13 protein-coding genes are annotated in these 12,933 nt (G+C 61.5%); 11 read left to right on the top strand and 2 right to left on the bottom strand.

What is annotated here, in order from left to right:
* Nucleotides 1–106: 106 nt before the first annotated feature.
* From AB3Y40_RS11470 to AB3Y40_RS11460, 3 genes are all read left to right on the top strand, one after another.
* A complete protein-coding gene (locus AB3Y40_RS11470; RefSeq protein ID WP_369438923.1) occupies nucleotides 107–289 on the top strand; it encodes a hypothetical protein in 183 nt (60 codons plus the stop codon).
* A gap of 89 nt (nucleotides 290–378) precedes the next feature.
* Nucleotides 379–2,385: an acetyl-CoA carboxylase biotin carboxylase subunit gene (locus tag AB3Y40_RS11465; protein WP_369438922.1), complete on the top strand. Its 2,007-nt coding sequence runs from the start codon at nucleotides 379–381 to the stop codon at nucleotides 2,383–2,385.
* Nucleotides 2,382–2,765 (top strand): hypothetical protein, encoded by a 384-nt coding sequence (locus AB3Y40_RS11460; RefSeq protein WP_369438921.1) that lies wholly within the window; start codon nucleotides 2,382–2,384, stop codon nucleotides 2,763–2,765. The genes AB3Y40_RS11465 and AB3Y40_RS11460 overlap by 4 nt, the downstream gene beginning before the upstream one ends.
* Before the next feature lie 7 nt (nucleotides 2,766–2,772).
* Here the strand turns inward: AB3Y40_RS11460 and AB3Y40_RS11455 are convergent, their stop codons facing one another.
* Nucleotides 2,773–3,231: a DUF4174 domain-containing protein gene (locus AB3Y40_RS11455; protein ID WP_369438920.1), complete on the bottom strand. Its 459-nt coding sequence runs from the start codon at nucleotides 3,229–3,231 to the stop codon at nucleotides 2,773–2,775.
* A 99-nt stretch (nucleotides 3,232–3,330) separates the two neighbouring features.
* Here AB3Y40_RS11455 and scpA point away from each other — a divergent pair, with 99 nt between their 5' ends.
* From scpA to AB3Y40_RS11415, 8 genes are all read left to right on the top strand, one after another.
* Nucleotides 3,331–5,454: a methylmalonyl-CoA mutase gene (gene scpA / locus AB3Y40_RS11450; protein ID WP_369438919.1), complete on the top strand. Its 2,124-nt coding sequence runs from the start codon at nucleotides 3,331–3,333 to the stop codon at nucleotides 5,452–5,454.
* 65 nt (nucleotides 5,455–5,519) lie between these two features.
* Nucleotides 5,520–5,888 carry a VOC family protein gene (locus AB3Y40_RS11445; RefSeq protein ID WP_369438918.1) on the top strand — a complete coding sequence of 123 codons (369 nt, stop codon included), beginning with the start codon at nucleotides 5,520–5,522 and terminating at the stop codon, nucleotides 5,886–5,888.
* A gap of 161 nt (nucleotides 5,889–6,049) precedes the next feature.
* Nucleotides 6,050–8,068, top strand: a complete 2,019-nt coding sequence (locus tag AB3Y40_RS11440; RefSeq protein WP_369438917.1) for a hypothetical protein — start codon at nucleotides 6,050–6,052, stop codon at nucleotides 8,066–8,068.
* A 134-nt stretch (nucleotides 8,069–8,202) separates the two neighbouring features.
* A complete protein-coding gene (locus AB3Y40_RS11435; RefSeq protein WP_369438916.1) occupies nucleotides 8,203–8,796 on the top strand; it encodes a VOC family protein in 594 nt (197 codons plus the stop codon).
* Entirely contained in the window at nucleotides 8,793–9,272 is a 480-nt protein-coding gene (locus AB3Y40_RS11430; protein ID WP_369438915.1) for a GNAT family N-acetyltransferase, read from the top strand. The genes AB3Y40_RS11435 and AB3Y40_RS11430 overlap by 4 nt, the downstream gene beginning before the upstream one ends.
* Before the next feature lie 9 nt (nucleotides 9,273–9,281).
* A complete protein-coding gene (locus AB3Y40_RS11425; protein ID WP_369438914.1) occupies nucleotides 9,282–9,962 on the top strand; it encodes a TerB family tellurite resistance protein in 681 nt (226 codons plus the stop codon).
* Nucleotides 9,959–10,960 (top strand): endonuclease/exonuclease/phosphatase family protein, encoded by a 1,002-nt coding sequence (locus AB3Y40_RS11420; protein ID WP_369438913.1) that lies wholly within the window; start codon nucleotides 9,959–9,961, stop codon nucleotides 10,958–10,960. The genes AB3Y40_RS11425 and AB3Y40_RS11420 overlap by 4 nt, the downstream gene beginning before the upstream one ends.
* A gap of 56 nt (nucleotides 10,961–11,016) precedes the next feature.
* Nucleotides 11,017–11,367 carry a hypothetical protein gene (locus AB3Y40_RS11415; RefSeq protein ID WP_369438912.1) on the top strand — a complete coding sequence of 117 codons (351 nt, stop codon included), beginning with the start codon at nucleotides 11,017–11,019 and terminating at the stop codon, nucleotides 11,365–11,367.
* Here the strand turns inward: AB3Y40_RS11415 and AB3Y40_RS11410 are convergent.
* On the bottom strand, nucleotides 11,364–12,932 hold the full coding sequence (locus AB3Y40_RS11410) for a Ppx/GppA family phosphatase (protein WP_369438911.1): 1,569 nt from the start codon (nucleotides 12,930–12,932) through the stop codon (nucleotides 11,364–11,366). The two genes, AB3Y40_RS11415 and AB3Y40_RS11410, sit on opposite strands and share 4 nt — an antisense overlap.
* Between the last annotated feature and the right edge of the window lies 1 nt (nucleotide 12,933).

Here is a 12,933-nt window from a genome sequence, read left to right as displayed (position 1 = left end):
CGGCGTGCCGTCGCCTGATCCACCCCCGCCGCACCAAGGGGGCTTGCGCAAGGCCCCACCTGCGGCGAGTATCAGCCCCATTGAAACACCATCAGGGGGCCATATCATGCGCAACTTATTCAAAACACTTCCCGTTCTCGCCGTCCTTGGCCTTGCCGCCTGTGCAGGCCCGGTCGAGGCACCCGCACCAATGGCCGAACCTGCCATGGTTGACCCCATGGAAGCGGCAGCACCGGCTGTTCCCGTTGTCTGCGACGCCAACGGCAATTGCACCACGCCGGGTAGCTAAACTCTCACGCCTTCGGGCCACCGACATCACCAAAAGCCGCCGCCGGGGTCTGCCCCCGGTGGCGGTTTTGCGTTCAAAGGAGCCGTCCCATGTTTAAGAAAATCCTGATCGCCAACCGGGGCGAGATTGCCTGCCGCGTGATCAAAACTGCGCGCCGCATGGGCATCCAGACGGTGGCCATCTATTCGGATGCTGACCGCAATGCGCTGCACGTCAAAATGGCGGACGAGGCGGTGCACATCGGTCCGGCACCGGCCAACCAGTCCTATATCGTCATCGACAAGGTGATGGACGCAATCCGACAGACTGGCGCAGAAGCGGTGCATCCGGGCTATGGTTTCTTAAGCGAAAACAGCAAGTTCGCCGAAGCACTTGAGGCCGAAGGCGTTGCCTTTATCGGGCCGCCCAAAGGCGCGATCGAGGCGATGGGTGACAAGATTACCTCTAAGAAGATCGCGCAAGAGGCGAATGTTTCCACGGTGCCCGGCTATATGGGCCTGATCGAAGACGCCGATGAGGCGGTGAAAATCTCTAACGACATTGGTTACCCGGTGATGATCAAGGCCAGCGCGGGCGGCGGCGGCAAGGGGATGCGGATCGCCTGGACCGACCAGGAAGCGCGCGAAGGGTTCCAAAGCTCAAAGAACGAAGCGGCCAACAGCTTTGGCGATGATCGGATTTTCATCGAGAAATTCGTGACCCAACCCCGCCACATCGAAATTCAGGTGCTGTGTGACGGCCACGGAAACGCGGTTTACCTGCATGAACGCGAATGCAGCATCCAACGCCGCAACCAGAAAGTCATCGAAGAAGCCCCCAGCCCATTTCTGGACGAAACCACGCGCAAGGCCATGGGCGAACAATCCGTCGCACTGGCACAGGCGGTGGGCTATACCAGTGCAGGCACCGTGGAATTTATCGTCGACGGGGACCGCAACTTCTATTTTCTGGAAATGAACACCCGCTTGCAGGTGGAACACCCGGTGACCGAACTGATCACCGGCATTGACCTTGTGGAACAGATGATCCGCGTCGCCGCGGGCGAGCCTTTGCCGATGCAGCAGTCCGACCTCAAGATCAACGGTTGGGCGATGGAAAGCCGGCTTTATGCCGAAGACCCCTATCGCGGCTTTCTGCCTTCAATCGGGCGGCTGACCCGCTATCGCCCGCCTGCGGAAGAGGCGACCAAGACCCGTGCCGTGCGCAACGACACCGGCGTCTATGAGGGCGGCGAAATCAGCATGTACTACGACCCGATGATCGCCAAACTCTGCACATGGGGGCCAGACCGCGCCACAGCGATTGAAGAAATGCGGCTGGCGCTGGACGGGTTCGAGGTTGAAGGCATCGGGCATAACCTGCCGTTTCTGGCCGCAGTCTACGACCATGAAAAATTCACCTCTGGCAATATGACCACTGCGTTTATCGAGGAAGAATACCCCGACGGGTTTGATGGCGTCACACTGGAACGCGGCGTGCTGCAACGGATCGCGGCGGCCACGGCGGCGATGCACCGCGTCGCTGAAATCCGGCGCACCCGCGTGTCGGGCCGGATGGACAATCACGAACGCAAAGTGGGCGCGGACTGGAATGTGGCTGTGCAGGGCGAAAGTTTTGATCTGACCATCGCTGCAGACCGCGACGGGGCCACGATTGCACTTGGCGAAGACACCTACCGGGTCGAAAGCGATTGGACACCGGGCCAACCGCTCGCGCGTCTAATGGTCGATGGTACGCCGCTGGTGATGAAGGTCGGCAAAATCTCGGGCGGGTTCCGCGTGCGCTATCGCGGGGCCGACCTAAAGGTCCACGTGCGCACCCCGCATCAGGCAGAACTGGCGCGGATCATGCCCGAAAAACTGCCGCCCGATACCTCGAAGATGCTGCTGTGCCCGATGCCCGGCCTGATCGTCAAGATCGACGTGGCCGAGGGCGATGAGGTGCAGGAAGGGCAGGCGCTTTGCACGGTCGAGGCGATGAAGATGGAAAACATCCTGCGCGCCGAACGCAAAGGCGTGGTGGCCAAGATCAACGCCGCTGCCGGTGACAGCCTTGCCGTGGATGACGTGATCATGGAGTTCGACGCATCCGCATGACCCTAACCCGGCAAATCATCGTGACTGTTGTGGCGCTTCTGGCAGCTGTGGTCGTGGCAGGGGCCGCGATGGTGGTCATGCTTGATGGTGCGCCAATCTCTGTCGAAGGCGGCGTGCCCTATGCCGCCGTCACCGTGCCGATGATCGGGGTTGTGGTGTTCTGGCTGGTGGCGCGTGCGCTGGGCGCGCTGCTGGAACCCATCCGCACCTTCATTTTTGGGGCCTTGGTGGTCTACGGAACACTGTATTTCGTGGGGCGTATCATCACTTTCACCGCCATGACAGACGGCCTCGTGCTTGCGCTAGCGCTTTTGGTAATCATCGGGTGTGCATTCGGCTCTGTGCGCGGTGCGACACGTGCAGCGGGGTTACGCGAATGATCTCGCGTTATCCGCCCGCCCGCCGATCTTCGATCTCTTGCTGGCGCAGAGGCATCTTGTCGATCGACCGCGACAATTCCCGCACATCCCAGGGGCGGGGCTTGCGCAGCTTGACCTGCCCATCCTTGCCGACCAGCGCCAACATGAATGCACGTGGGCGCAATGCGGTACGGATCGCTGAGCGGGCATCTGGGTCGGTGTCGGTGATGACGATCACGTCGCGTAACGCCAGATCCTCCAGCCGCGCGTTGATCAATTCCATTTGCTGGCGGAATTGCGGGTCAAGCGGGCTGTCGCCAAAGACCACCAAAGGCCGCGCAATCCACTTGAATTGTTCCAGCGTGATGTCGCCCGCTTCGAATATGACGGCATGGTCCTCTTGCCAGGTGGCAAGGACATCGGGTGCCTCGTCTGCGCTGGCAGACAGCGGCAAGAGCATCAGCAGTGCGGCAAGTTTTGACTTCATAGACAAAGATATAGGCCCGTTTGCACGAAAAGCTAAGGGGTGTCGCAACGGCGGCGCACAGATTTTCGTGATGCGGGCCAACACAACCGAGGTGACACCATGACCGACGATTGGAAAAAGCTGGCAGAGGCCGAATTGCGGGGCAAGCCGCTGGACGCGCTGGACTGGGACACGCTGGAAGGCATCACCGTCAAGCCGCTTTATACCGCTGACGACACCGCTGATCTGCCGCATATGGGCGGCATCCCTGGTGCCGCGCCTTACACTCGCGGGGTCAAGGCCACGATGTACGCAGGCCGCCCCTGGACGATCCGCCAATACGCAGGCTTTTCCACGGCAGAGGAATCCAACGCCTTTTACCGCCGCAACCTTGCTGCCGGTCAGCAAGGTGTCTCTGTCGCCTTCGATCTGGCGACGCACCGGGGCTATGACAGCGATCATCCAAGGGTCGAGGGCGACGTAGGCAAGGCCGGTGTCGCCATCGACAGCGTGGAAGACATGAAAATTCTCTTTGACGGCATCCCGCTTGATAAGGTCTCGGTCTCGATGACAATGAACGGTGCTGTCATACCAATCCTCGCCTCCTTCATCGTGGCAGGCGAAGAGCAGGGCCATGATGCCGCTCTGCTGGCAGGCACCATCCAGAATGACATCCTTAAGGAATTCATGGTCCGGAACACGTATGTCTATCCGCCCGAACCTTCGATGCGGATCGTCTCGGACATCATCGGCTATACCTCTGAAAACATGCCGAAATTCAACTCCATCTCAATCTCGGGCTACCACATGCAAGAGGCGGGCGCGAACCTCGTGCAGGAATTGGCCTATACGCTGGCCGATGGCCGCGAATACGTCCGCGCGGCCCTTGCCGCCGGGCTCGACGTCGACAAATTCGCCCCACGCCTGTCATTCTTCTTCGCCATCGGCATGAACTTCTTCATGGAGGCTGCCAAACTGCGCGCCGCCCGCCTGCTGTGGTCGCGGATCATGGCAGAGTTCAATCCCCAGAACCCCAAATCCTCGATGCTGCGCACCCATTGCCAGACCTCTGGCGTCAGCTTGCAGGAACAGGATCCCTACAACAACGTCATTCGCACCGCTTACGAGGCGATGTCGGCGGTGCTCGGCGGCACGCAGTCCCTGCACACCAACGCGCTCGATGAGGCTATCGCGCTGCCCACCGACTTTTCCGCCCGCATCGCGCGGAATACGCAGCTGGTCCTGCAAGAGGAAACCGGTGTGACCAACGTGGTCGACCCGCTGGCAGGCAGCTACTACGTCGAAAAGCTGACCCATGATCTGGCCGAAGAGGCGTGGAAACTGATCGCAGAGGTCGAAGAGATGGGCGGCATGACCAAGGCCGTGGCCTCTGGCATGCCGAAACTGAAGATCGAGGAGTCCGCCGCCCGCCGTCAGGCGATGATTGATCGCGGGGACGAGGTGATCGTTGGCGTCAACAAGTACCGCAAGGACAAGGAAGACCCCATCGACATCCTGGATGTGGACAACATGGCCGTGCGCGACAGCCAAATCGCACGGCTCAACCAGATCAAAGCCGACCGCGACACAGCGGCCTGTGACGCGGCCCTCACCGCACTCGAAGAGGCTGCAAAAGGCGACGGCAACTTGCTTGCCGCCGCCGTCGACGCCGCCCGCGCCCGCGCAACCGTAGGAGAGATCAGCATGGCAATGGAAAAGGTGTTCGGCCGTCACCGGGCCGAGGTCAAGACACTCGCCGGTGTCTACGGTGCGGCCTACGAAGGCGACGCAGGTTTTGCCGCGATCCAGAAATCGGTCGAGGATTTCGCAACAGAAGAAGGCCGCCGCCCGCGCATGCTGGTGGTCAAGATGGGTCAGGACGGTCACGACCGTGGTGCCAAAGTCATCGCCACGGCCTTTGCCGACATTGGCTTTGACGTGGATGTGGGTCCGCTCTTTCAAACACCCGAAGAGGCGGCACAGGACGCTATCGACAACGATGTGCATGTGATCGGCATCAGCTCTCAGGCGGCAGGGCACAAAACGCTGGCCCCGCAACTGGTCGCCGCACTCGAGGCTGCAGGCGCGGGCGACATTCTGGTGATCTGTGGTGGCGTGATCCCGCAGCAGGACTATCAGTTCCTTTATGATGCGGGCGTCAAAGCCATCTTTGGCCCCGGCACAAACATTCCCCGCGCGGCAGAGGATATCCTGACCCTGATCCGCGCCGCGCGCGCCACCTGACCAAACCATTTGGCCCATGGTCCCCAGCTGTGCGAGCATGCCTCGCATCGCAATGGGGGCCCGGCATGGCAGGACAGATCAACGGCATCGGTGGGTTCTTCTTTCGCGCCAAAGACGCGGCCCGTTTGGCAAAGTGGTACAAAACCCACTTTGGCATCCCGCTGGGGATGGACGGGGGCAGCGACCCCGAATGGCACACGGCCGCCGGTCCTTGCGTCTTTGCGCCCTATGACAAACCCGCGCCCGATATGCCGACAAATCGGCCCTTTCTGCTGAACTTTCGCGTCGACGATCTCGACGCCATTCTGGCCCGCCTCGCCAAGGCCGGAATCGTTGCCAGCAACCACCATGAGATCGACGATGTTGGGCGCTTTGCATGGGTTTACGACCCCGAAGGCAACCCGATCGAGCTGTGGGAGCAGGTTGCGGACTAAGGACGTGCCGCCCAGTGGCTTATGGCTGTGAAATCCATATAATCGACCAATATCAAAGCGTTAGGTCGGCTTTGGATGGTTAACGTATTGAATCCGACACCCCGGCAACGCCCGTTTTCTTCCTTAGATTGGTTGCAGATCAATTTGGAAGGAACGGAACAATGGCAAAGTTTACAGTAGATACAGTCAACGACATCGTCGACGCGAATGACGGCGTGACATCCCTCCGCGAAGCCATCGCATTGGCCGAACGCAACGTCGGCACCGACACGATCACCTTCAAAGAGGGTATCAACACGGTCTATATCGACGCGAACAACCCTGATGCATTCACCATCGCCAGCCAGAAGGTCATCATTAACGGTGACACCAATGGCGACGGCATTGCTGACGTCACCATCAGCGGCAGCGACGCCAGCGCGCATTTCGTGGTCAAGGATACGGCTAAACTTACGCTTCAGGCGCTCAACCTCGAAGACGGTTACAACGATCAACGCACCACAAACTCGACCGCCGGCGTTGGGCTGGACGGCGCCGACGGCGCGAGTGCATTCGGCTCGATCTACAATGCCGGTGAGCTGGTGCTGGACCGCGTCAGCTTTGACGACAACACAGCCTACGGCGAAGACGGCCAGATTGGCGGCTACGGCGGCATCGGGAGCAAAGGCAGAGATGGCAGCGACGGGCGCGATGCCGCAGGCACCATCTTCAACCCGATTAAGGCGTTGGACGGCGGTAACGGCGGCACCGGCGGCACCGGCAAAACCGGTCGCGATGGCGGCGAAGGTGGCGATGCGGCTGTGATCCTCAACTACGGCGACCTGACCTGGAAGGACAGCGGATTTGGGGCCGACAACCTGTCGATGGCGGGTGAGGGCGGTCAAGGTGGCTTGGGCGGCTATGGCGGCTATGGCGGTGACGGCGGCGACGGTGGTGATGGCCTTTTTGCCATCTCGGGCGCCAAAGATGGCGGTGACGGCGGCGATGGCGGCACCGGCGGTCTGGGCGGCACAGGTGGCGATGGCGGCATCACGTCTAGCGGCATCCTGAACTTTGGCGACGTCGAATTTGCGACACGCTATGTGGATGGCAACTATGGCCAGGACGACCACAGCGCCGCGTCAGGTGGCGGCAAAGGCATCGCAGGCTTCGGCGGCTTTTCTGGCAACGTTGGCAGCGCCGGTGGCGGCTCTGGCTCTGGTAGCGCTGAAGGCGGCGACTTCGGTGATCGCGGTGGGCGCGGTGCCTACGGCGAAGCAGGCGAAGACGGCATCCTGGCCTTTGGCAGCCACGGTGCTGCAGATGCCCGCCGCCCGATGGACACGATGATCTTTGCACACGGTGAAAAGGACGCCTCCGAAGGCCAGGTCATGACCTACACCATCGCCCGCACTGGCGAAGATGCGAACGTCAATGTCAAATGGTCGCTCGATATGACCAACGGCCTGAAGGCGGCTGACTTCGCCCCCGGTACCGATTTCAGCGGTGTGGCCAAGTTCCGTGACGGCGGCCCTGACACGATCACCGTCAGCTTCCGTCTGCGCAACGACGGCGTGGCAGAGCGGATCGAGAACGCGGAATTCAACCTTGATAAGATGACGATCCTGTCGGACCACAAGGTGGCATTCGGCACCCGTGACGTGGACACCATCGTGCACGCCAACAACGCCGCAGGCCGCAGCCGTGGCGCGGACGAAGAACTGAACGGTACCAACCGCGCCGACAAAATGTCCGGCCACGGCGGCGATGACCGCATGTGGGGCAAGGGCGGCAACGACCAGATGTTCGGCAACAAGGGCGAGGATGTGGTTTTTGGCAACGGCGGTTCGGACTTCCTGCGCGGCGGTGACCACCGGGACGTGCTGCTGGGCGGCAACGGCAATGACCGTCTGTTCGGTGACAAGGCTGCTGACCGCCTTGTCGGCGGAAATGGCAACGACGTTGTCACTGGTGGCGCTGGCTGGGACACATTTGTCTTTGGTGACAACTCTGGCAACGACCGGATCACCGACTTCCAGCAGGAAAAGGACGTGATCGAGATTGTGCGCGGCGCTGACAGCTTTGACGATCTGGACATCCGTCAGGCCGGTGATGACGTGATGATCAGCTACGCCAACACTACGATCCGCGTCGAAGATCAAACTGCCAGCGACTTTTCCGCTGACGACTTCTGGTTCTGATCCTTCCAAAAAGGACCAGCAGTGGCCGGGCAGGGTAACCTGTCCGGCCTTTGCCGTTCGCGCCGAAATTGGGGGGTTGTCAGCACCCGCCAAGAGGCGTCATTTGGCGGCATTTGAAACGGATGCGCATTGGCATGTTTGAACTGGATCATATCGCGGTCGCCTGCACCGACCTTGCTGCCGGAACTGCCGCCGTGGAACAGGCGCTGGGCGTTTCCCTGCAACCCGGTGGCCAACACGACCGATACGGCACGCACAACACGCTTTTGGGCTTGGGTGATTTGTATCTCGAGGTGATCGCCCTTGATCCGGCAGCCACGCGGGTGCGGCCCACATGGTTTGACCTCGATCGCTTTACCGGGCCGCCGCGGCTGGCCAACTGGATCTGCCGGGCAGACGACTTTGCCCCGCACCGCACCGTGACCGGCCCCGCCCATGCGCTGACGCGCGGGGACCTCAGTTGGCAGATCACCGTGCCAGATGACGGCGCGCTACCCTTTGACGGCGCGTTCCCGACCTTGCTGCAATGGGTCCCCGGCACCCGCCATCCCGCCACGCGGCTGCCCGACTGCGGTCTGCGCCTGACCCAGTTCGAGGTGCATCACCCCGCCGCTGGCGTCATTCAAGAGATCGTGCCAATTGCTGACCCGCGCGTGACTTTTGTGAATGGGATCAACGGCTTCCGTGCAGCCTTTGCGGGGCCGGACGGCGAAAAGGTGCTGACATGATCCGCCCCGCGACGGCCCAAGACGCAGAAGCGATCTGTGCAATCTGGAACCCCGAAATCCGGGACACGCTGGTCACCTTCAACAGCGTCGAAAAGACCCCCGCCGACATCCATACGATGCGCGCTGACAAGGGCGACGGCTTTCTGGTCTGCGCCGATCAGGTGGGCGACATCCTTGGCTTTGCCTTCTACGGCCAGTTTCGCGGCGGCATCGGCTATCGGCACACTGCCGAACATACGATCGTTCTTCACGCGGATGCGCGCGGGCGCGGGGCAGGGCGCGCGCTGATGGATGCGATCTGCGAACACGCACGGGGTGCGGGCTTTCACAGCCTCATGGCCGGGGTCAGCGCAGGCAATCCCGATGGCGTGGCCTTTCACGCGCGGTTGGGCTTTGTCCAAGTTGGTCACCTGCCGCAGGTTGGCCGCAAGTTTGATCGCTGGATCGACCTTATCCTGATGCAAAAGTTCCTTTAGGCTGCCCCCATGTCGATCTGGTCCCGCATTGCTGACGCTATCGCCGCCCTTGCCACGGGCGAGGGGCTGACAGCCGTCTTTGACAAACTCCGCACCAGCCCTGACCGCACCGTGGCCTTTACCATCGCAGTGATCGCGCTGGGGGCGAAAATGGCCAAGGCCGATGGCCACGTCACCCGGGACGAGGTTACCGCCTTTCGCGAGGTGTTCCACATCCCGCCGCAAGAAGAACCCAATGCCGCGCGGGTCTTCAACCTGGCCCGGACGGACGTTGCGGGCTTCGAGGATTATGCATCCCGCATTCGCAACATGTATCCACCCGGTGACCCGACCCTGTCTGACCTGATGGAGGGGCTGTTTCACATCGCCATGGCCGACGGCGAATACCATCCGGGCGAGGATGAGTTTCTGCACCGCGTGGCCGAAATCTTTGGCTTCGATGATGCCCGCTTTGCCCGCATCCGGGCGCAATTCGTGCCCGACGCCGAACGCGATCCTTATGATGTGCTGGGCGTGTCGCCTGACGCCGACATGGACACGATCCGCGCCGCCTGGCGCGCCGCCGTGCGCGACACCCATCCCGACCAGATGATCGCGCGCGGTGTGCCCGAAGAAGCGGTCAAGCTCGCTGAAAAGCGCATGGTCGCGGTCAATCGCGCTTGGGAACAGGTGCGCGAGCAACAAGGATGAGGATCGCCACCTATAATGTCGAATGGTTCAACAGCCTCTTTGATGACGATGGACAGTTGATCAATGATGGCGGCTGGTCATCGCGCTGGGATGTGACCCGCGCCGACCAGACAGCCGCCCTTGGGGCTGTGTTTCAGGCGCTTGATGCCGATGCAGTCATGGTGATCGAAGCCCCCGACACCTCGCGCTATCGCGATGGCAAAAAGGCGCTAGAAACTTTTGCAGAGGCTTTTGGCTTGCGCGCCGACACGGCGCTGATTGGTTTCCCGAACAATACCCAGCAGGAAATCGCACTGCTTTATGATCCGCGCAAGATCACAGCGGTCCACAAGCCACTTGAAGACGGCCCCGCAAACCCCCGTTTTGATGGGGAAATGCCCTTTGATCTTGATGTGGACGCCGCCCCCGAACCGGTGCGTTGGTCCAAGCCGCCGCTTGAGGCGGAACTGACCTATCAGGGCAATACCCTCAACCTCATTGGGGTACACGCCAAGTCCAAAGCACCGCATGGCGCGGGCAATGATGCCGAAGCGACCCGCATCGCCATCGCCAATCGTCGCAAGCAGTTGGCGCAATGCATCTGGCTGCGCAAACGGGTCGATCAACTGCTGGCCGCGGACGCACGCCTGATGGTCATGGGTGACTTTAACGATGGGCCGGGGCTGGACGAATACGAAAAGCTCTTTGGGCGTTCGGGCGTGGAAATCGTGCTCGGCGAAGGGCAACAGACCAAGCTTTATGACCCCCATGCCCGCTTGGCGCTGGGGCGGCGTATTGGGGCCATGCCCAGCACCGCGCGGTTCAAGAAAAAGGGACAGCCCTATTTGTCTGCACTGCTCGACTACATCATGGTCTCACCCAACCTGCGCGGGGCAGCACCGCGCTGGCAAATCTGGCACCCGTTCGATCACCCCGAATGCTATGCCGATGCCGACCTGCGGCAGGCGCTTCTGACCGCTTCTGACCACTTCCCGGTGGTCATTGATCTGGCGGATTAGGGCCACCTGACGCATTCCCCCTTTGGGATCGCCCGCGCACCTTCTATATTGACCTCATGAAACAGATCGCATGTGCACTTGCCCTTACACTCTCTGCCGCATCAGCCAGCGCGCAGGACACCGACGAAGGCCTTGATTTGATGGAAGAAGGGGCCAAGCTTTTGCTGCGTGGCCTGATGACCGAAATGGAACCGGCCCTGCGCGAACTTGAAGATTTCGCAGACGAAGTCGGCCCCGCCATGAAACTGCTTGCCGATGAAATGGGCCCCGCCCTGGCAGAGCTGATGGCCCAGATCGACGACATCCGCAATTACGACCCGCCCGAGATCTTGCCCAACGGTGACATCATCATCCGCCGCAGGCCCGACGCGCCGGTTTATGAACCCGGAGAAGAGATCGAGCTTTAGCCGCCTTGCCCCGTCGCACCACCGGTGCGGCGGCGAAAGCTGACCTTGACCTCTGCATCCAATGCGCCCGCCAGCCCATTCAGCCGTGACTGCGCCACCTCGCCAAACAAGGGCTTGGCATCGGGGTCCAACATCAGCTTGAGTTGGCGTGATTTCGGCTTCCAGCGGATCTCGCCGGGCGGGGTGTCGCCCGCCATCCACAACATCGCACCAAAGCGCATCGCGCGGCCCAGAATATCAGCCTCGCGGCGCTGATCCTCTGTCAGCAGGCTGAAGTATGGGTCCAGATGTGTGCCAATGCTCTTGTTGGTGTAGCGCGTCATTAGCGCCAGCCCCAGCATCACCCGTTCGGCATGTTTCAACCCGCCCAGATTGGCGCGGGTCACATTGTCGAACGCGACCTCGTGGCGGTAATCGGGGTGGCCGCGCCAGCTGACGTCATGCAGCAAACAGGCGGCCCGGATGATCCGTTTGCGTTGCCAACCCGCGCGCGGAAACAGCGGCATGACAAAGTGATAGAGCTTACGGCCAAAGCCCGGATTGCGCGCATCCTTGTTCTCCGCAAAGCGGCACGCTTCGATCAACGGGTCACGTTCGCGCAGGGCTTGCGGCATTTGTTCATACAGCATCCCCTCGCGGATGCCATAGGACGACACGGTGACATCCTTGGGCCTGAAGGTGCGCACCAACTCTTTCAGGACCAGCGATGCCAGCGGCACCAGCGACATCCGCTGTTCCGAGATGCTGCACCGACTGCGCAGGTCGGCCAGATCGCTGTCAGCGATGAACGACACCGTGTTGCCGATCCGCCGGGCCGTCATGCGGTACTCGTGCAGCACCGTCAGCGGGTATTGGCGGCGCTCCATGTCCACGCGGGCAATCGCGCGCCATGATCCGCCCACCAGAAACAGCCGCTTGCCGGTCTCATTGCCCATACGGTCATGCAGATCGCTGATGACCGTGCGAATATGCGCCTTGATCGCCTTTTTGCCGCCCTTGATGTCGCGCAGCTTCAGCGGCCCAAGGGGTGAGGTGACGCGCCGCCCCACGCGACCTTCGGCCAGATCGGCCAGTTCCATGCTGGACCCGCCGATGTCACAGACCAATCCGTAAGACCCCGGCCAGCCCAACAGCACACCTTGCGCTGACAGCCGCGCCTCTTCCTCGCCGTCAATGATCCACAGCTTGATGCCAGTCTCGCGCTCCACCTCGGCCCGAAACTCCAGCCCGTCGCTCGCCTCGCGCACTGCCGCCGTCGCCACAGCCGTCAGCGGCGTGATTCCCATGCCGTCGGCTAGGGCGGCAAACCGGCGGATCGCATTCAGCGCGCGCACTCGGCCCTCGGGGTTCAACCGTCCGGTTTCCGACAGGCCCGCACCAAGGCTTGCCATGATCTTCTCGTTGTAGAAGTAGGCTGGCGACCGTGCAGCACCATCAAACACCACCAACCGGACAGAGTTTGACCCCACATCAATCACGCCCACCCGGCTGAGTTTCTGGCTCGCGGGGTCGTCAAACAGCGGGCGGCCGAACGGGCCCCAGTCAATGGGCGCATCTGCGGTCATA

The organism is Yoonia sp. R2331 (genome assembly GCF_041103235.1).
Lineage (GTDB): Bacteria > Pseudomonadota > Alphaproteobacteria > Rhodobacterales > Rhodobacteraceae > CANMYO01.
Note: the sequence above shows the minus strand (reverse complement) of the source record. Positions and strands in the feature narration are given on the sequence as shown.